Annotated in this window: 22 protein-coding genes; 15 read left to right on the top strand and 7 right to left on the bottom strand. The window is 38.2% G+C overall.

Features of this window, described 5'->3' with window-relative positions:
- Window positions 1-4 precede the first annotated feature (4 nt).
- The 8 genes from HUS62_RS09450 (at window position 5) to HUS62_RS09415 (ending at window position 7,004) form a co-directional block, all read left to right on the top strand.
- The gene (locus tag HUS62_RS09450; RefSeq protein ID WP_175079308.1) at window positions 5-1,036 is read left to right on the top strand and encodes a type II secretion system F family protein; all 1,032 of its coding nucleotides are present in this window, start codon (window positions 5-7) and stop codon (window positions 1,034-1,036) included.
- Window positions 1,026-2,342: a hypothetical protein gene (locus HUS62_RS09445; RefSeq protein WP_175079307.1), complete on the top strand. Its 1,317-nt coding sequence runs from the start codon at window positions 1,026-1,028 to the stop codon at window positions 2,340-2,342. Before HUS62_RS09450 ends, HUS62_RS09445 begins: the two co-directional genes overlap by 11 nt.
- 34 nt (window positions 2,343-2,376) lie before the next feature.
- Window positions 2,377-2,886, top strand: coding sequence for a hypothetical protein (locus HUS62_RS09440; RefSeq protein ID WP_175079306.1), 510 nt, complete (start codon window positions 2,377-2,379; stop codon window positions 2,884-2,886).
- Window positions 2,883-3,452 (top strand): hypothetical protein, encoded by a 570-nt coding sequence (locus HUS62_RS09435; RefSeq protein WP_175079305.1) that lies wholly within the window; start codon window positions 2,883-2,885, stop codon window positions 3,450-3,452. Before HUS62_RS09440 ends, HUS62_RS09435 begins: the two co-directional genes overlap by 4 nt.
- Window positions 3,453-3,550: 98 nt before the next feature.
- Window positions 3,551-4,060, top strand: a complete 510-nt coding sequence (locus tag HUS62_RS09430) for a hypothetical protein (RefSeq protein ID WP_175079304.1) — start codon at window positions 3,551-3,553, stop codon at window positions 4,058-4,060.
- Window positions 4,047-5,168 (top strand): hypothetical protein, encoded by a 1,122-nt coding sequence (locus tag HUS62_RS09425; protein WP_175079303.1) that lies wholly within the window; start codon window positions 4,047-4,049, stop codon window positions 5,166-5,168. Before HUS62_RS09430 ends, HUS62_RS09425 begins: the two co-directional genes overlap by 14 nt.
- 148 nt (window positions 5,169-5,316) lie before the next feature.
- On the top strand, window positions 5,317-6,576 hold the full coding sequence (locus HUS62_RS09420; RefSeq protein WP_175079302.1) for a hypothetical protein: 1,260 nt from the start codon (window positions 5,317-5,319) through the stop codon (window positions 6,574-6,576).
- 197 nt (window positions 6,577-6,773) lie between these two features.
- Window positions 6,774-7,004: a hypothetical protein gene (locus HUS62_RS09415; RefSeq protein ID WP_175079301.1), complete on the top strand. Its 231-nt coding sequence runs from the start codon at window positions 6,774-6,776 to the stop codon at window positions 7,002-7,004.
- Between the two features lie 226 nt (window positions 7,005-7,230).
- Here HUS62_RS09415 and lepB read toward each other — a convergent pair whose 3' ends face one another.
- The 4 genes from lepB to HUS62_RS09395 form a co-directional block, all read right to left on the bottom strand.
- Window positions 7,231-7,833, bottom strand: coding sequence for a signal peptidase I (lepB, locus tag HUS62_RS09410; RefSeq protein ID WP_175079300.1), 603 nt, complete (start codon window positions 7,831-7,833; stop codon window positions 7,231-7,233).
- Window positions 7,820-8,479 (bottom strand): hypothetical protein, encoded by a 660-nt coding sequence (locus HUS62_RS09405; RefSeq protein WP_175079299.1) that lies wholly within the window; start codon window positions 8,477-8,479, stop codon window positions 7,820-7,822. Before HUS62_RS09405 ends, lepB begins: the two co-directional genes overlap by 14 nt.
- Before the next feature lie 151 nt (window positions 8,480-8,630).
- A complete protein-coding gene (locus HUS62_RS09400; RefSeq protein ID WP_175079298.1) occupies window positions 8,631-9,158 on the bottom strand; it encodes a hypothetical protein in 528 nt (175 codons plus the stop codon).
- Between the two features lie 5 nt (window positions 9,159-9,163).
- The gene (locus tag HUS62_RS09395) at window positions 9,164-9,529 is read right to left on the bottom strand and encodes a hypothetical protein (protein ID WP_175079297.1); all 366 of its coding nucleotides are present in this window, start codon (window positions 9,527-9,529) and stop codon (window positions 9,164-9,166) included.
- 154 nt (window positions 9,530-9,683) lie between these two features.
- Here HUS62_RS09395 and HUS62_RS09390 point away from each other — a divergent pair, with 154 nt between their 5' ends.
- The 6 genes from HUS62_RS09390 (at window position 9,684) to HUS62_RS09365 (ending at window position 14,052) form a co-directional block, all read left to right on the top strand.
- Window positions 9,684-10,052 (top strand): LexA family transcriptional regulator, encoded by a 369-nt coding sequence (locus HUS62_RS09390; RefSeq protein WP_282658470.1) that lies wholly within the window; start codon window positions 9,684-9,686, stop codon window positions 10,050-10,052.
- Between the two features lie 306 nt (window positions 10,053-10,358).
- The gene (locus HUS62_RS09385) at window positions 10,359-10,925 is read left to right on the top strand and encodes a hypothetical protein (RefSeq protein WP_175079296.1); all 567 of its coding nucleotides are present in this window, start codon (window positions 10,359-10,361) and stop codon (window positions 10,923-10,925) included.
- Between the two features lie 58 nt (window positions 10,926-10,983).
- Window positions 10,984-11,478 carry a hypothetical protein gene (locus HUS62_RS09380; RefSeq protein ID WP_175079295.1) on the top strand — a complete coding sequence of 165 codons (495 nt, stop codon included), beginning with the start codon at window positions 10,984-10,986 and terminating at the stop codon, window positions 11,476-11,478.
- Between the two features lie 10 nt (window positions 11,479-11,488).
- On the top strand, window positions 11,489-11,962 hold the full coding sequence (locus HUS62_RS09375; protein WP_175079294.1) for a hypothetical protein: 474 nt from the start codon (window positions 11,489-11,491) through the stop codon (window positions 11,960-11,962).
- A 470-nt stretch (window positions 11,963-12,432) separates the two neighbouring features.
- Window positions 12,433-13,206, top strand: a complete 774-nt coding sequence (locus HUS62_RS09370) for a hypothetical protein (RefSeq protein WP_175079293.1) — start codon at window positions 12,433-12,435, stop codon at window positions 13,204-13,206.
- Between the two features lie 108 nt (window positions 13,207-13,314).
- Complete coding sequence (locus HUS62_RS09365) at window positions 13,315-14,052, top strand: DNA/RNA non-specific endonuclease (RefSeq protein ID WP_175079292.1); 738 nt, start codon at window positions 13,315-13,317, stop codon at window positions 14,050-14,052.
- Between the two features lie 132 nt (window positions 14,053-14,184).
- Here the strand turns inward: HUS62_RS09365 and HUS62_RS09360 are convergent, their stop codons facing one another.
- A complete protein-coding gene (locus HUS62_RS09360) occupies window positions 14,185-15,201 on the bottom strand; it encodes a hypothetical protein (RefSeq protein WP_175079291.1) in 1,017 nt (338 codons plus the stop codon).
- Between the two features lie 153 nt (window positions 15,202-15,354).
- On the opposite strand from HUS62_RS09360, the gene HUS62_RS09355 reads away from it, so the two are divergent.
- Window positions 15,355-15,804 (top strand): hypothetical protein, encoded by a 450-nt coding sequence (locus HUS62_RS09355; protein WP_175079290.1) that lies wholly within the window; start codon window positions 15,355-15,357, stop codon window positions 15,802-15,804.
- Here HUS62_RS09355 and HUS62_RS09350 read toward each other — a convergent pair.
- The gene (locus HUS62_RS09350) at window positions 15,785-16,162 is read right to left on the bottom strand and encodes a hypothetical protein (RefSeq protein ID WP_175079289.1); all 378 of its coding nucleotides are present in this window, start codon (window positions 16,160-16,162) and stop codon (window positions 15,785-15,787) included. The genes HUS62_RS09355 and HUS62_RS09350 overlap by 20 nt on opposite strands.
- Window positions 16,163-16,564: 402 nt before the next feature.
- Complete coding sequence (locus tag HUS62_RS09345; protein WP_175079288.1) at window positions 16,565-18,139, bottom strand: hypothetical protein; 1,575 nt, start codon at window positions 18,137-18,139, stop codon at window positions 16,565-16,567.
- Window positions 18,140-18,296 lie beyond the last annotated feature (157 nt).

The following is an 18,296-nucleotide window of genomic DNA, read 5'->3' as shown; positions in this document are numbered from 1 at the left end:
TTATATGATTAGTGTTGATGATCAACCGGACGTCTACGCGCTTCTAGCGGCAAACATCAAAGCGAATGGTGTTAAGCATGCCATTAATGCGATGGTTTTCAACGGTAAACAAAAGTACAGGGAAGAGTTCACAATCGTTAAAGAAGTTGTCGATAACGGAGGTACTTTATCCGCAGGGGTTGAGAGAACAAGTTTATTCGATATTAAAACAATATCAATAATTCGCGCTAACGAGGAAGCTGGACGATTAGAAGAGGCATTTAAGGAACTATCAAAAATTGCAAAATTTCAGCGACTGACCAAAAGACAGATGAAAAAGTCTTTGGGTATGCCAATGGTCAGTTTAGTCGTGCTGGTGGGGGTTGTGATGTTTCTTGCGCAAGGTATTTTTTCACAACTTGCGCAACGGGATCAAAATAATGATGTTTTTTTGCAGGCAATGGGCACTGTAGGGGCTTTTGTCAGAGAAAATGCGTGGTCGTACCCTGTAGTCATGCTCACCGTGGCGTTTATTTTGGTGAAGTTAATGGGCTCTAAATCTGTTGCTTCATTCGTTGGTCTGTTTGTTGGGAAAATACCGGTCTTTGGCTCACTAATGAATATGAGCCAAATAGGTACTTGGTGTCGCTTTACATCTCTAATGGCAAGATCAGGCATTCCAATACTCGAAATTAAAGAATCCCTTCAGTCAGTCTTAAATGACCATAACGCAGCGGCAATAGATAAAATCTTTGTTGATGTTGGTACAGGTAAAGATTGGTCAGTCGCGACTTCAGCAGAAGGGTGGGATAAGGATGATGAGCGCACTGATTTACCACCTTTATACCTTTCATATGTCAATGCAGCGGGTTCGTCTGGTGATTGGGATGAAAAAATGAGCGATGCAGCTGACACTTTCATTGAAGAATATGAGGCGGCAGTTGAGTCAACTAAGCCAATTGTAGAAGCGCTTTCTCTTATCCTCGTTGCGCTTCCAGTAGGTTTTATTGTCTTCAAGCTATTCAGTAATATATATGGAGGTAGCAATGCTCTCTAAATTATTTAGTTTTATTCCTTCAAAGAAAAAGCAGGCTGTTAAAGCAGGTGCAATGCTTGGTGGTGAAAGTGTTATTACAGAATTTTCAGCATCAAAAAAAGGGTTTCAAACGCATGAAGGGTTTATTGAGCAAGGGGCTCTACCTCTTAAGCAAAAACACATGCGTAATATTTTAGGTCAAAACCGAGATATTAGCGTACTTATGTATGCTTGGCAGGATTTAACTAGCATCTTCGACAAGAAGAAGACCGGCTCTACTTACGGTTACTATAAGCAATTTATCAGAAAGGATGAGTTTAAAGATAAAAAATCAGCAGTTATAGCATCGGTCGGGTTAGCTAAACGCATAGATGTTATTTCTAAAACGGAAAATAATTTTATCTTATGTCACGCAGTTCCTTCAAAGTCTCATCCAACAGTTAATGTTGAAGTATGGACAGTAACAAATAAAAAAGTGGCTGCCCTTCGCTCATACAAGGGGCTACCAAAACATCGAAATGCATTTCTTACAGAGTTCTATGATGCACTAGATAATTACAAACTTGCCATGTCCACTGTTAACCATAATGCATATATCTATAGTGATAGCGTACTTGGATTGGAAGACGTAGATGTTTGGCCGAGTTTGTTGCGCGAAAGACTTTTTCAACTTCCTGAATCCGATCTATTAAAAAGCGCTGTAGAGCTCCCTTTACTTGATACTAAAAATGCTAATACAAAAGCCTCGATAGGTGTTGTTGTTTTGACGATGCTTTCTGTTTTTATTGGGCCTGCGTTCGTATTGGCTGCTGATAAGCTTTATAGCAAACGGTTTGAAGCAGAGAGACAAAAATACATCACGTTGAGTGAGCAAGTGGATGGTTTGGACAATCAGGGGCGTAACAGCTCTCAAGTTGCAATCTGGGAAGCGAGAGATACACACCTAAGACAGCAAGCAGCTAAAAAACTTGATACAGACAATTTAGAGTTGCTTATTCGTGCTGTAGGTAGCGCTGCCTCACAATACCCTTCTAGGATAGTCGTGAAAACGATTGATTATAGTAGGGAAACAAAATCACGAAATAATCTACCAAATTATCATTTCAGTTTAGAGCTTCTTATCATGAAATCATCATTAATGGGGGAAGGTGAGTCTATTGATGTTGTTTATAGAGCGTTAGGTAGTGCTCTTGCAGATGTAACTGATGAATTTATCACGCCTGGTAATCCACGTGAATATACTTCAAAAGGCCGTGAATATTACAGAGTTGAGTTCGTAGGTCGCTTTAGTGATAGACGAATGAGTGATGAGGTTTCAAATGGTTAATATTCGGGTTTTTATTATTTTAGCAGGATTACTTGTGTCCATTTCGATTGTTGTAAACTACATCAAAAATATAAAGCCCATTTGGGAAGGGTTAATTAAGCAGCAAGCAGCAATCAATAGCGAATCTAAGCGTTATAGCGACAAGTTACATTCACTTGAGCAAACTGTAATGTCTCAGTGGGAAGGCGCATATGACAGTGTGGGTGACAGTGACAGAGTGTCTTTATCTAAACAACTAAATATCAAAAGTACATCACTTATCCCTACTCGCGATGTACCAAATATATCTAAGAATGAAAGTATTGTGAGCACGATCGGGGGGGAGCAAGTACCGCTTGGTTTGAGAAAGGTTTGCTTTGGGCAGGGTTATGCCGGTTACGAAGCAAAAGGGCAAAGTATAGGCCTCGTTGTATCAGCTATGCGTGAAATAGAGCAAAGAGCCGGTACTGACTTTGATCAATATACCGTTACAAGTATTGAAAACGGTATAAAAGTAAACTTCTATGATTTGTGCGTGTATCTAAAGGAAGGGAGTAAATCATGATTAAAAGCCTTTCACAACATTGGCGCACAATGAGTCCACCAATTCAGTTTTCAATTGTAATAGTATTGTTTGTTGGCTTGTTTAGGCTCTCTGAGCAGTGGATGATAAGTCGGGCGCTTGATGTACAGTCAACAACGGTAATAGGCAGTAACTCAATTTCAGGCTTCAGCTCAACGGTAGATGTATCTGAGAACACGTATTACTTAGATGCTAATTTTGATAAAAGTAGTGATCTAAATGATGACTTAGATGCCACTCTATTTGTTGAAAATGAGCCTGAAATAATTATTGAAAAGCCAAAGCCTGTAGAAGTTAAAAAAGTAGAGAAAAAAACACCACCAAAACCTCAAACCCCGCTTGATTATTATGTCAATCGCACTTTATACGCAACAGGAATAGAGGACGATGGGGCGTTCATTAACGGTGCGTATTACACCTGGAAAGAAACATTAGACACCCCCGTTGTTACAAGTAAAGGCACTTTTAAACCGGTACTAATAAAAGCACAAAACAATAAAGTTATAGTAAGCGTGAACGGTAAATGGTTCGCGTTAAAGGTGAATTAATGCGTGAATTAATGTATCGATTGCAGATAATCTTTCCTAAGTGGATGATATCGCTTTTTTGTATATCACTAGTTGTATTTTCAATTGCAGCTGTGGTTATGTCGTCACCGAGCCTACAAAATGCTTTAGTCCCAACCAAGCTAACAGCATTGAAAGAAGCAATACACTGGGATATACGCGCATTTCTTCATTCTGAAGATGGCTTTGTTGCGCTTTTAAGTGGAAGTTCAAGTTATCAACCGGTTGATGAGTCGGGTGGAATTGTTCTGGGTGTAACTAGAGTGGGTGGGGTACTGATTGATACCTATTCTGAAGATACTCACGTAGAGGCTGTTCTCGCAGATTTAATTATAGATGACCCAGTAGGTGTTGCTGAGTTCCTGAATGGTTATAAGTACCAACATGTTCTGATGGATTCATATTTAGTAGATGGAGACTATATGTATGTTGTTCGTTTGCGTGATGGCACACCGTTAAATTTATTGCTAATTGAAAGAAAATTAGCACATGCACACCCTAATCCACCGACTAGTATCGTTGACCGAATGATGGCTACTTACTGGTGGAATGTATTTAATGGAGAGGTCGAGAATTATGAGTTTAACTAATTATTGTTTTTATATTTTACTTGCATTTTCATTACCAGTTTTAGCCAATGAACCTATTTGGGTTAAAAATAGTAGTGCATATGTTAAAGATGGTCAGATTACATTAAAGCGAAATAGTGGTTCTGAGTATATTGTTAACTTAAATACGAAAAATACAAATAGGAGCTCACAGGGTCGAACAGCTAACATAATGGTCGTTAGCAACATTGAGGACTCTGCTGGGTGGAGTGAAGCTATTGAAATGAGCGACGGAACTTTTTATATCTTTTCTAACGAATTAGGGGGATATCTTTCTGTGACATCTGACAAGTTTAATGAAACGTTTGATATTACTAGTACCGAGGGGATACTTGATAAACCTGCGCCATTATCAACAATGAATGAATTTTACTTAAGGAGCGAAGTTAGTTTGGGCTGTGATGGGCCTGGGGTTAACTGTAGGGTTAATCATTGTTATTTAGATTATTTAGCTACTCGTTATTCTGGAACTCCAGCATATTACAATTATTCAACTTCTACGAAAGGTATATGCGAAACTGAAGTTCCACCTGATATTTTAACTGATACTTTTTTAACTTCGACCATATCCTACAACAAAAATGATGATTCAGTAATGCGCACAATGCGTGTGTATATGACACCTGAAGTATCTCTGTCAATTCCGCCTTCATTCAATGACGTATTTGGTAGCTCTGTAACATCCAGCTATCAGTTTCAACGCGCTAACTGGTTTGAATTTGAAACATGTAGTCAACCGGAGTGTATCTATAGTACTGGTGTTAGAACATCAGCAACAATTAACTATTACTTCTCCGATTCATGGCAAGGGACCGGTGTTAGAGTTGGGTATTATTATGGATCATTTACAACGAACACCTCGTCATTAGGTGCTGCTATGTCCAATGCAATCTCAAATTATGTTGTTGGGAATGTTGTTATGGATGGCCTCGAAAAAATAAGTGTAAATGCTTCTACAGCATATTATATAAATCAAGATAGTTGGATTGAAGTTAATATTTTATCTGGTGAGGAAAGATTTATTACTAATGACTTAACAGTTTCCCCTGTTAGTTTTTTAGATATAGAAAAAAAACCAACCCAACAATAGTTGTAACTTACTAAATCAACATAATAAATCTGTGCATAGCTCAATGTTTTGGAACGATGCATAAAAAACATATGTCATAAAGCAGTGCCTATAACGGTTATTACTATAGTTAACTGAAAAGAATGCAGAACAAGACCGAGAGGTAGATATGGAATTAAGGTTAAAAGGTAATGTCAGCGAAAAAGTTTTTGATCCAACCATAGCTATACCTACATTAAGAAATGCACGGTCTGACCTTCGTACATGCCAAGACACATTAAGGAAGATGCATAAAAAATACTGGGTAGCTTGTGATTGTTCAGATGGACAGCCACCCATAATGACGGTTAGGAGAAATGGCAGTCATTATTCACTAGTAAATCTAACCCGTTATGGAACGCACACTGAAAACTGCCCGTTTCACTACGTGCCTAGCAAAATAAGTACAAATACAAACGTTAAACGGACAAGAAGTAATCAGTTTGTATTTATTGACGAAAACACCTCCAATTCGTTTGATAATGACACGAAATCTAGCATGAACACCTTGAAAAAGTTGCTGCTTTACTTGGTAGATAAAAGCGATGTGAATAAGACATACACAGATAGGACTTTTTCATCGAATATAAAGGCAATTTTAGATAAAGGGACTAATGACGTATATGTTAATGGAAAAGGCATTACCAAAAAGCTATCTTTCGGATTAATTAACTTCCTGAAAGTTAAGGAAATGTTTCTGAGTGACGTCGAGTTGGAAGGGCACGCCGAACCCTATTTTATAATAGATATAGTTGATAGTTTAGAGTCACTTGAGACTCACTTGTTAGCTAAAAAAATAGCGAAGGGAAAAGATATCAGTTCGTTTAAGTTTTTTAAAAGCTTAAGCCAGATTTCAGAGCTAAATATTGAAAATGGCCCGTTCCTGATACTATCTTCTATCTCTTTTGTGAAGGCTAAATCAAAAAGGGTAGTCGCTCCAGCATTAACCTATTTTCAACCAATTGCAAACAAACGTTCTTGGCTACCAGTAAATAACACGTTAGAAAGAAAGGCAATTGAAAAAATCGCCTCGTCTTTCGAATGGTATAAGAAAACTCTTGGCTTGGAATTTACTTGTCACCGACTTTTAAAGCCAATACACAACGATTTAGGCCGTTGCTACCCACTTTTTAAGTTTGAACTAGGGAGTCATTTCGCTTATTTCGATATACAGTTAAAAAGTGACTCTGCTAAGAATACGCAGAAAACAATGGATTACATCGTTCTATCAAAGTCAGCTGGTGGTGCTTACTGTATTTTAGATGAAAATCAGACTGTCAAAGAAATACAGAATGTACTATTTAAGGCGATTAATGAAGTGCTTAAAGCTATCAAGAACGCCACTGACAATAATCCACCCTTCGATAAACGTATGAAGTGCATTTCATAGTAGCTGGGAATAATAAGGGACAATTTCAAAGATTTCTTCGCTAGATAATTCAGATGACGATATAAGTACGTTTAATGAAATTTACCTAGCCACAGATAGTTATGAAAAAAAGCATTGTACCCATGATAAACGATTTTTATGCGGTAATGTCGCACATTAGATCAAAAGATACGTACAAAGAAGGTGTCATTACGTGTATGGCCACTGTCAATGTTACGGGGAGTACCCTAACAGATAAAGCAGTCGTTGCAGTTCATTTCGATCGTGATAACCCAGACACTGGGTTGACTGTTTTTTGGGGGGATTATGCATTAGCTCGAAAAGGGTTGCTCGATATTTTAAACCCTGCAGGCTGTGATATTCGGCTTCAGGGAAATGATATAAATATTGCTATGAATAATGACATCAGTGTCGTTATATCACTTTGAATCTAGAGGTTTTATGAACAATTTATCAAATCAAGCTAATCTTAAATATCAGTCTGTTGTTTATGCAAGGGAGTTGTATGTGACGTGTCCGCATTGTGGGAATGAGAGTAATATTGATGCTATTTCTATTGGTGGCGATTTTAAGTCATGCGTTAGTTGCAATGAAACGTTTAAAATTCCGTATTATGCCAAAATACAAAAAGGTAAATGAATAATATTGCCGATGTTATTGTTCATAATGTGCATTTATTTGCTCTATCGGAATAAACCCAAAAAAGCGACTGTCATATGAGAAGTCACGATTGTCTCCCATCACAAATACATGGTCAGATGGAACATACCATTGGCCCACTGGCATACCTGGCTGTAGAAAGTAGTTTTCGGTATATTCTGGAACAATCCCTGTTAAAGCGATATTAAAGTGGCCGTTGTCTAGCTCACTAGAATAAACAGATAATGGGTAGCCATCTTGGTAAACTTCCCCATGAGAAACAAGGTGACGCTCTATTAATTCAAAATGTCCGATATTTTTTTTATTAATGTATGTTTCTTTTCCGCTTACCATCACCATATCACCTGCAATCGCTATTACTCGCTTTAGCACGTTTTCCTTACTTGGTGTGTCAAACTTGATGATTTGACCTCGTTCAAATGCATTCCTCGGAAAAACCACACGATGAAGCGTTATAAACTCGCCTTCTTTGAAGGTAGGTTGCATAGAATTTGATTCTATTTTCACTATTTCAAAAAATACAGTAACGTATAAAACACTCAGCAAAGCGAGACCTGTCACCAGCACTTTGGCGTGTTTAACCTTATTGAATTTCACGTTTAATTTTTTCCTTAAAAGATAGAATTATTGGTTCGATTACATCCATATAGTAATTAACAAGTCGTGAGTGATACCGGTTGGGGTTATAAGAGAGGGGAGGTAGCATTGCGCTTTTAAGGACAGGTACCACGCAGTTACCTCTCTTAACCTTGGGTTCGCGTGAAAAGTAATTTAAAGGCGCACTTAAACCTTCCGCACTGTAATCAAGTGTAAGGTTTTCCTTCAGGGCCCCTTCAAAAGTAAACTTCCCCTCATGGTGAGAGTGAAATAACTCCACAACAAATGAAAGCAGGTGTTCACCATTCACATTTCGGTAAGTAACGACACTTGGTGTTACCCATTGGCCTGAATTGAACTCATACTCTCCCAATGGACGTAAGCAATCAAATATACCCCCACTTTTAACCACTTGCTCCCAGTGCCGGTTAGCCTTTGTGTTTCTTTTTTTAAGCGCAAGGCCTAGCTCACTTTCAAGGGTTGCTTCATCGAGCAGTTGCACAGGGATACTAACATTGCTGTTAATGGTGATTGGGGTGGCTGCTTTGGATGATGATTGCTTTGAGTAGAGGTAACCACCAACCCCAATAGGCAAAACGAGCAATGCAGAGAGCAAAGCTCTGAACTTACTTACTCTCGTAATCATAATGTAACGCCGCTAAAAGTACATGGTAGCCGAAGTGAAAAGGGTATAATCATAATGTCGAATCCTGTAAATGGTTGGGGTTGCAAAAGGCAACCCCTTTTGTCCATACTATCAGGGCAAGGAAGTGTTTCAGAAAAAGACCCCTTTAAGGTTATTGCGCATGATATGTGTCGAGGAAGACGGTTTTTATATTTCCTAGTTGCTTGTCAATAAATGCCTCAGCATCTTTTTTAGTCATCTTAGGCGCCATGTTTTTAATGTACTGGTTAGTGTTTTTCAGTGTGCTTTGATAGAGATCCATATAGTACTGAATGCTTGCATCACCCGCACTGGCAAATGTTTCGGTTTGGTCCACAGTCCATTTACCCTCTACCGCTTTCACAGTAGTATAAAGCGGGAGTAAATGCTGGTTATTGATCACTAATTTTGTTTCAAAGTAGTATTTCCCGTCTTGTTGGATCGGCGTAGATACAAAATAATCAAAAGTGATTACCTTGTCAGTAAAAGGAAGGTTAGTCGTACCTTTTTCATCAAGAAGGTTTTTTTGGGTAAACCAAAACTGATTAGCTGCTTGCTGGTGATCATTCATCGAGAACCAAATATTCAATTGTTCTTTGTTATAAATGCCATAGCCAAGTAAAGCGACAATGATAACAATTAGAGCGATAAATTTTTTCATGTGATCTAAACCTTTTGTGTTAAAAGCCAATTGAATGCCTGCTCATCATCGGTGAAGAACCGGCAGTTTAAGTGTGAAGTTCCATATAAGAAGCGCTGCGGTGCAGATGTGATGTGGATAGCGCATGCAATACACCCATTATCAAAGCACCATTGGTTTATTTGCTTAGTCAAACTCACAACATCCGGCCCACCCAGTGCGCATGGAGAAAAAGACACATACCGCTTCCAATGCTTTGCAGCTCTCATTTCAATTTGACTCTCAATTACTGCATTGAATTTTATCAGCGCCTCTACATTAAGTGGCTCTTCGACATTAACTATCAAGGTTTGACCTACCCAGATAGTTTCCAATTTTCCATGTGGACTCATGCTCGCAACTTGTGTGTTTGTTGATATTGTTGTCACTTTACTTCAGAGCTAAAGTCACACAAGCGATAAGTGAATATTTCACAAATTAATTAGCTAACATAACATTGTATTTTTGCTACCCTACGTGCAGTTTATATTAATAAGGGCTAGCGCTGTGGATAGTAATGTAGGGCACGCAGTAAATTATAAACAGCTTACAAAGTCGCTTGATGATATGTTCGTCGATCCGACCACTACATTTATTGGTAGGGCATCAGGGCGAAGCATGGAAGGTGTTGGAATATTTGATGGTGATTTGCTGCTCATTGATAGGAAGTTAACGGTTCAGCACGGTGATGTCATTGTGGCCACGTATAATGGATTGTTTGTCTGTAAAATCGCTGACATGAAGAACAACCAATTGTTGTCAGCTAATCCTGACCATCCGCCGGTTAAAATAACAGAGCATGATGAGTACTGTGTAGAAGGTGTTGTTACAAGCACGGTCAGATTACATAGAGTGCCCAGTGAGTTTAACATTTAAGCAACCCTATGGAACAACATACAAGTGAATACCCAACTATATGTCTTCAAATCAACATCCGTGTTTGCTTTATGTTGGCTCTTATTTTCTCTCTTTCATTTTTTTCTTTTTTTCTGCGCCCCGCAGGGGCGCTGCGGCACTTCCAAAGCACAGCTGGGAAGGGGCAGAGGTATAACTCAAAGGGGCTAACAGCCAGAGAACTCTTGTATGTTGTTCCATGGAAGGTGCTCTTTTCCTGCCGCATGTATTTTATTGGCTATTATAGCTCTACGTTAATTGGTTACCTGTTTCACAGAAGAGAAGTGTATGCCTGATTTATTGTATGACCTGTTTTTAAGTGATGCTAAAGCTGCTGGATTTGAAGACCCAGAAACTGAAGCAAAACGAAAAATGAATGAATGCGAAATTGAAAGTGCTGAGCGTGAAGCTGTGTTTAATAACATAGCGCCTAAAAATTCTGACGCTCTTCGATGGAATGCATCTGCTTCGTTTGTTAATGAAGTCGCGAATAAATATGAAGTGTTAATTTGCACAGCCACGAAGGCAAAGCTTAACTCTATTATTCGCTGGTCAAGCTCTCGATTTAATCAGTGGAAGAAGCCCGATTTTATCGACAAAATCATCATGCTGACTAAGTCTAACGTTCCTCATTATGATTCTGGTGAGGTTGTTGCCGGTAGTTTTGGCGCAGGGGGCGTGGGCCATGGAGGCACATTTGGTACTAGCAACTACGCAACTAAAGGGGCAGGTGGTACTTACCGGTTGATTTGTTTGAATGGCTTTGTGTATGTGTTTTTGATTGATACTAACCAAGTCATCTTATTTGAAGGCGATTGTTATCCGCTTACACATGAACTGAAAGCGGTTGATTAGCCACATTGCTTGGTGGCCCATCGCCACCATGAATTGATAAATTAAAATTAGGAAAATTATGGGTACTGTACAATTTCTAAATCACGACTCTCGACTTAATCTATTTACAGACGGTCAAACATTCATTGTAACAACGGAACCCCAGCACCTGGGCACAGATGCAGAGGTCCCTTTCAACGATGTCATTATTAAGCCTGGCACGGTGTTTTCTTCGCTTGGTAAAAATGCATTACACCAAGGATTGCGTTTTATTGAAGCTACAGACGGGCATTACTATCAATTTAAAGGTGTAATTGATGAAGTGAGCTTGCCACGTTATAAAGGGCCTGTGTCGCTTTTTCTATTTACTGCGTTCTCTGTGGATGGCCCTCATAAAGGCCTTGTTGATTTTGCAAAAACGAACAAGGCAGGTAAGGCTTATTACGCGCTTGCAATAAACCCTATCAATAAAACGCTCGAATTTGTCGATGCCGAGCTGAAACACCATTCGTACACTTCCGATATTAATATTATGAACGATAATGGCAGCTTCTTGCTGGTGGATGATTTATAAAAGGCACGCTATGAGTAACGCTCAGTTTGGTAAAAAATTCACGTTCTTTAGACCGCAGTTCGCCATTAATTTTCAAGCTGTAACATCACAAAAAGGACTAAATACAATCAATATCGAAATAGCGCCAGTTGACAATAAAGAGGCACGATGGCGTGACAAAATATCACTTCAACTTAGTGATGTGGATCTGTTTAAATATTTTTACACGTTCTCACACGGTATTTATTACACATATGAGTCTAAGTATCATGGCAAAGATCGGAATAAATCTATTCGATTCAATGAGCATAATAAGGGTTGCAACATCTCGTTAAGTGATGCTGGTAGGGTGCTCCACTTTAATTGTTCCGTTGGAGAGTGGTTTTACGCCCAACTCTTACTACTTGAGCAAATGCTAGGGCACCCATTGTCGGTAACTGAGGCGCGAGAGTTAATTTTACTAGAAAAGCGCAAAAGTAAGGATGCCCGATCAAAAAGTTCCTAGCACGATTTCTATATAAGCTTTACGTAAGGTCTAGTTTTGACCTTACGCTTAATTTAACTACATCACACATTTATTTTTTCCACCCGAATTCCCCTTCTTAATTCACTATATACTTTATAAGCAAACTAAAAGCCTAATCATTATTTGTAGCCCTGCAATAAAGAGTTTCATACTGAACCTGAAATATTTACCATCTTATCGAAACAAAAGTGGTAAAAAACCAAACAAACTGCCACTTTTACGAAACAAAACAGTGAAAAACTGAAACAATTTACCAGTTTCGTAGAACAAGCAGCAAGAACTGGTAAAGTTTTACTGCTACAAGTTGCCACCTAGCAGTATGAAACTATATTGCTTAGGATGATACTTTATTGTTCGGGGTGAAAATATTGTTCACCCACATTATTTTTTGTTTGAGTAAATCACCAATAAAGTTATGCATAAAAATTAAACCACAAATGAGGTATTGCATGAATACAGAAATACAGACCCTTAACAATCAAACACCGGCCCCGTTCAGCCATGACAATCTTATCAATTACGGAGAGTATAAAAACTCAAACAACATTTGCCTCACTAGTGAGCAGCGTTACTTCAGGGGTGACATCCCGATGGATAAAATCGTCGGGATTGATCAAATGTATGGTGATGGTACCTGGGGTGAGTGTCTAGAAGGTAAGTGGTTAAAGCGTATAGCGTCGAATTTAGAAGAGTTACGTGCAAACCCTGAGTATTTCCTAAGTGATCAGCATCATAATCTTAGCTTTATTAAAGTGGGTGATAACTATTTCATTTCCGAGGGAAAACATAGAAGTGTAATCGCACGATTCCTGGCTCACTTTAATCCTGAACGATTTACAGGTGTTTCACCATTGCGAAACGTGTCAATAACAGAGTACTTCATAGATACGCAATACCTAGACATAAAACGAAAGGTAGATAACATTGCACAAAGGTACCCGCACCTGGTGTTTAAATTAAAGCATTACACTTCGCAATCTGAGGTCGGTTTTTTAAAAGTTTCATTTAAAAAGGGTGAATTACCAGTATCAAATATGTATGAGTTTTATAGTCGCGAAGAAGTGGACCATATCATCGGAGCATTGGACAACCCCACGTTTTCTGGTAAGCGCTTATCTGTGAAACCTTCAAGAAACAGATTAAGTATTTACGACTTCATTACATACAAGGAATGCTTAAAGTCTGAATATAAAAATTTAAAACAGCGACTATTTGGGAAGTAGTGCTCTACTGGGACTATCGCTGAAACTTTCTCTATTTCACATAAGCTTGTTTCAGCTGCTCTCCTAAAAAAGCAGCCTCATTTAAATATTAATAAAAGGAACATTCATATGAAGCTATTACTGGCATTAACAGCTTTTGCTTTACCATTTAGTGTATCGGCTAACCTTCCCACACACCAAGGTACACTAATCGAATTGGATAATAGTCATTACTCAATTCTCTACAATTGTGAAAAGAGGGGGTATGAGCATTATTATTATGTAACTCAAGCTGACACAGGAAATGCAAAACGTAAAAGTGGGTTTTTCCAAGATGTTCGGCTTCCAAAGAAATGCCAGCAATATGGTACTTTCACGTATAAGACCCCGCGTAAATCACCTAAGTTTGACCGTGGACACGGTGTGCCTGCAAATCATATGGATTTTGATAAAAAGGCGAGTGACAGCACAAATGCATTTTCAAACATAGTACCGCACAGCGCTCCTTTGAATCGTCAAGGTTTGTGGCGTCACACGGATAAGTTGATTGAGTGCGAGCGTGATATCGGCCCAGTAACAGTCTATGGAGGTGTGATTTGGGGAGATGATAAATCAAATGATTATTTTGTTGATTCTCACGGCGTTGAGACTCCAGACTTTCTATACAAAATCATCATCAAACCAACGGGCGAACGGAATGCCTGGGTAATGCCAAACAGCAATGTGGCCAAGAAAAATAATGCAGATGATTACTTGGTCTCTGTTAGTTACATCGAATCTCTAACCGGTGTGGTCTTTGACTTGCCTAATAAACACTTTGTTGCTCCAAAAACCTTCGCTTTGCCGAGTTCGTGTGATTTAAGCTAAATCTCTATTCATTCCATTAAACAGAATGGTTGTTTTTAAAATCTCGGAATTTTTCTAACAATCATTCTTCATAAACGAATGTATATTTAAATTTGCACTGTTTATTATGAACCGCCGTTAACCTCCCATATTTTAAATGTGCAATAAATTTCGATACAACCGTTCAAGTTGTGGCTCTAAACCAATGACTAACATATAGTGATTTTCCATTTCAGACCATTCAGTGTTATTAGGTAACCCCAAGCTAGTAAGTGCGTTGATGCACTCTGAAATTGTTATAATTTTACTTATATGAGACTTAATTTCCGAATCACTCAGTGATGTATATTGAACACTCGCATACACAGTTGTTTTCTTGATCCCGATGAGCGTAATGATACGTTTGCATATCAACTCTACAGCTTGACTCAATGTGTGTTTATCATTGACTATTAGCTTACTAATGTAATGGATCAGGTCAATATGATGGCATTCACCGAGTGCTTGGATAACAGGCCGTAGCTTAATTAACTTATCAAATAAGCGCTGTTCTTCATCTCGCGGAGTGCAAAGTTTAATTTCATTAACCGGTTTATCTTCCTCGGTATATAAATCGTATGGACAGCGGGAGAGGGCGCTTAAGCTTACAGTCTTGTCATCAACGTTTACACTCTCAATACAAAATACTTCATTCGATTCTGTATCATTTTTTAAAGTGCACAGGCTGTATCGCTCAATCAAGTTTTCGTTGCAATCAGTTAGACCATGTTTGTATGATTCAAACGTTCTTAGTCGTGTCCATGGCTCATATATAATAGGCTCAGAAATAGCTACATGGACCTGTCGTGATAGCGCTAATGTTGTGTGCCTCTTCACGTTGGCTTTAGTGTCTATGGCGTTTTGTATGGCCGGATCATTAGCGCACGTAAATGTATCACCAACCTTGATGCAGCTGAAGGTCGAATATTTAAAAGTATTAGCGTCTAGTTTATCAACATTAAAAAGGGGCTTGAGCTTAGCGTAAGGCCCGATTTGTAGGTCTGCGCAACTCATGGCTGCATCTATGCTGCCCTGTATTAGTTTAACGACACACTTATAAGGCATGTCAGGGCTAAGATCATCACTCAAATCATCTACTTCTATAACCTTAACCGTTGTACCTAAGCTCATCTAACTCTCTCTTAAATTCAGTATGGTGAACCAGCATTATAATTCTTTAGCATCATTACGAAGTCAAAAAAGTGAATATTTAGCAATTTAGGGTTAGGGTTATGCCACCAACTTTATATAAAATTCTGAAAACTTCAAATTTTGGCTAATTTAATGGCTTACAGCTTTATAGACCTACCGAATCTTGAAGCTAAGTTTCATAATATTATTAATGGTGTCTGTGTGGATGTACTTGAGAACATAATGAAAGAATCAACTTTTCTAGGTGTTACGTGGTTGCACATTAATACGGGTCACAGAACCCTTGAGGCTGATACTAGAATAATTTGCGAAATGGAATTTAGTATAAAGCATGAGGGTAAAATTTTTTACGTTCAGCTGTCAGATCAGCTTCGTGATGTATATAAATTTTATGAAACAGTAAAACAGTCGCTTATTTTAAGTGCTAAAAACATACCTGGTTTACGTGGTGCTTATGAAAATGGGGTGCAATTATTAGAGCAATGGTTGGGAGGATTCGATGAATCAAAGAGAGAAGTAAGCCCCGTCTATGCATTCGATAGCAGGGCGAATACTGATAAGCTTATGAAGCTAGATTTATAAATTGACTTTCTAAATCAAGCAACGCTTTGTGTAGTGCTTGTGCGCAATTAGCTTTGTGCTCACCCTGCATCACTAGTTCATGGCCGTTTATATCGAGCTCAAAACCATCATTTCCATTTGTTAGCTCAATTCTTATGGACTTACCATTTAATTCTTCACTAACTATTGAGGTGGATGGTTCCATGTTCAAAACAGGAATAGATTCATAGTGGGATAGCATGAACTCTACAAGAATGCGTTGTTCATCTTGAGAAAAGTCAGTTAAATTATTTTGAACAGTTAGAACCACTGATATCTCGTTGCCTGAACATGAAAACATGGCATCAATGGAGAATAAAGTTTTTGAATTCGTTGTCATAAGTCATGCCCATATATGTTGGTGGTATATATATTACACCAAGTTAACAAAAAAAGATAAAATTAATTTTTTATATGTATATAAATATTATGTCAGAAATATGAGTAATACTTTATAAGTGTCATGATGAAGCCAACTACAAGTCGTATTCAGTCAATTCACCTAAGTTAGACCTCAATAATGGAGTTTCATACTCAATTGATTTCACAACTGAAAAATCGATTTCACCTATAGCTAATGGTGTTCTGTTACCAGTAGAGCATTGGAAAGGGTTCATAAGAAAGTGTAGCCCTGCAATAAAGGGGTGAAACGATCACCCCAAGGTTGGATACTTTATAGTGAGGGTGAATCTTGTTTATTCACCCGTAGAAAAGTATCCTGAATTAGTCACGCAGAACAAACTTATTTAGGTCTCACTGATTCAAGCAATGAGCCGATTCTCACATAACCGTTAGAATCTCTATTTACCTTCATTTCAGACTCAAATATATCCAGCACCGATGATATAACGGCACTTCTTATTATCAAAGATGAAGAGCTAACCTTTAAAAAACGGGGTGAAACCTCTTTTTCGAAGGTCATGAATTCGTTCCGTAGCCCAAAGTACATAGCAGTTTGTTTAAAAATATCAGAGGTAACAATTCTGGTATGTAATGGAATATTATCTACAATTTCAGCGATTACACTAATAACAAGTACATACCATTCATCGAACATCCACAAGTTTGGGTGTATTTTATAGTATTTAAGTATGTGGGGGTAGCTCGGGTTTTTCTTGTCCTTTTGGGGAGTAAACAAGCCTTTTTTAATTAACCACTGCTTCCAATTGCCATAGCCTGTTTTGAAGTATGAGTCTTGACCATGAGCGTATTCTTTAGACAGTGAAATTATATAAGGTTCGGCCAACTCAGTAGACTTTTGCCTCTTTGAGTTTTCATTACATCTCTCTTTGAACAATTCTAATGCCGCTCTCCTCTTTTCTTCTAATTGTGGAGACTTGTGCCAGTACCAAGTGGCTCGTTTTCCTTTCGCGATAGATGGTTGTCTTACTATAACGCTACCACTTATGGATTTAATAGGCTCAGGCAGTGATACGGTGTAAGGGTACGCTATGTAAAGGGTGTGACTAGCATTTAATGTAGATTGTTTAATGCATTTGAGTATTAGGTGGTCATCGCTTTCACTAAAAATAGTTATTTCATCAACTACGATGTTCTTTTGAGTAAAAACTTGTACTTCCTCTTCATAATCTATTTCACCTATTGAGTATTTCATTATTTCGTTAATTGTAGGCAGCAATACAGATTTGCTGCTGATGTATTTCCGTGCAGATTTTTTTGCGCTTTCTCTTCTGCGTTTGAGTTCAGCTAATTCTTCTAATCGCTTGTTTTCAATGTGGTCATGTATTAATTGCTTTTCACACCAAGCGTAATGCCACTTGGAAGGGGCTTGATTTTTACTCAACAAGTCAACGACTGATTTAACTTCGAGTGATTTTAGTCTAGCTAAGTCGTATTCCAATGACGGAATTTCATTCTCTTTGTAATACTTGATTTTGGGCTTTTCTGACTCATGAGTCACAGAAATTTCTATGACAATCTGCCCAATATCTGTTTCAAGTAATACATCCGCCCGAAACTTACCAAATGGTGCCTCTAACTTTGAACTCGTGATGTTAATTGTTTTACTGGGGGCGGTTAGGACTCTTCCATCGTAAGTCAATAACACTTTTGGAAGATTAAATTTAGCAATATTTAAAAAGTAGTTTTGAGCTGCAAGATGAAGCTGTGTCATTAAACAAGCTCGACCTTCAACTAAATTCACATGTGCGAAATGGTTACTTTTATCTTTACAATTATTTTTGGCGATTAAGTCATCTTCGCACTCTGGGCAAATGCACCCACATTTTATTCCGTTGGGAACCGAGTTTACATGTACGAATTTATCTGTGCTTTTTTTAATACCGAATTCTAGCAATGTTTATCCTTAAGCTATTAAACTTGTTCTAGCGTTAACTTGCTATATTAATCAATTGTATATTGTCATACCTTTAGTAATGTATCCAAAAGTCTCGTTGCCATATAAATTAGAAGGTTGGGGTGTACTCCATTTGAAACAAATATCAAAAGAGAAC

This window comes from Pseudoalteromonas sp. 0303, assembly GCF_013349995.1.
Taxonomy (GTDB): Bacteria; Pseudomonadota; Gammaproteobacteria; order Enterobacterales; family Alteromonadaceae; genus Pseudoalteromonas.
The sequence above is the reverse complement of the archived record's forward strand: the minus strand, read 5'-3'. Positions and strand labels throughout refer to the sequence as shown.

Excerpts from the sequence above, each read along its gene's own strand:
- HUS62_RS09450 (WP_175079308.1), top strand. The coding sequence starts at position 5 with ATGATTAGTGTTGATGATCAACCGGACGTCTACGCGCTTCTAGCGGCA.
- HUS62_RS09445 (WP_175079307.1), top strand. The coding sequence starts at position 1,026 with ATGCTCTCTAAATTATTTAGTTTTATTCCTTCAAAGAAAAAGCAGGCT.
- HUS62_RS09435 (WP_175079305.1), top strand. The coding sequence starts at position 2,883 with ATGATTAAAAGCCTTTCACAACATTGGCGCACAATGAGTCCACCAATT.
- HUS62_RS09430 (WP_175079304.1), top strand. The coding sequence starts at position 3,551 with ATGTCGTCACCGAGCCTACAAAATGCTTTAGTCCCAACCAAGCTAACA.
- HUS62_RS09425 (WP_175079303.1), top strand. The coding sequence starts at position 4,047 with ATGAGTTTAACTAATTATTGTTTTTATATTTTACTTGCATTTTCATTA.
- HUS62_RS09420 (WP_175079302.1), top strand. The coding sequence starts at position 5,317 with ATGGAATTAAGGTTAAAAGGTAATGTCAGCGAAAAAGTTTTTGATCCA.
- HUS62_RS09415 (WP_175079301.1), top strand. The coding sequence starts at position 6,774 with ATGGCCACTGTCAATGTTACGGGGAGTACCCTAACAGATAAAGCAGTC.
- HUS62_RS09405 (WP_175079299.1), bottom strand. The coding sequence starts at position 8,479 with ATGATTACGAGAGTAAGTAAGTTCAGAGCTTTGCTCTCTGCATTGCTC.
- HUS62_RS09400 (WP_175079298.1), bottom strand. The coding sequence starts at position 9,158 with ATGAAAAAATTTATCGCTCTAATTGTTATCATTGTCGCTTTACTTGGC.
- HUS62_RS09395 (WP_175079297.1), bottom strand. The coding sequence starts at position 9,529 with ATGAGTCCACATGGAAAATTGGAAACTATCTGGGTAGGTCAAACCTTG.
- HUS62_RS09385 (WP_175079296.1), top strand. The coding sequence starts at position 10,359 with ATGCCTGATTTATTGTATGACCTGTTTTTAAGTGATGCTAAAGCTGCT.
- HUS62_RS09380 (WP_175079295.1), top strand. The coding sequence starts at position 10,984 with ATGGGTACTGTACAATTTCTAAATCACGACTCTCGACTTAATCTATTT.
- HUS62_RS09375 (WP_175079294.1), top strand. The coding sequence starts at position 11,489 with ATGAGTAACGCTCAGTTTGGTAAAAAATTCACGTTCTTTAGACCGCAG.
- HUS62_RS09370 (WP_175079293.1), top strand. The coding sequence starts at position 12,433 with ATGAATACAGAAATACAGACCCTTAACAATCAAACACCGGCCCCGTTC.
- HUS62_RS09365 (WP_175079292.1), top strand. The coding sequence starts at position 13,315 with ATGAAGCTATTACTGGCATTAACAGCTTTTGCTTTACCATTTAGTGTA.
- HUS62_RS09360 (WP_175079291.1), bottom strand. The coding sequence starts at position 15,201 with ATGAGCTTAGGTACAACGGTTAAGGTTATAGAAGTAGATGATTTGAGT.
- HUS62_RS09355 (WP_175079290.1), top strand. The coding sequence starts at position 15,355 with ATGGCTTACAGCTTTATAGACCTACCGAATCTTGAAGCTAAGTTTCAT.
- HUS62_RS09350 (WP_175079289.1), bottom strand. The coding sequence starts at position 16,162 with ATGACAACGAATTCAAAAACTTTATTCTCCATTGATGCCATGTTTTCA.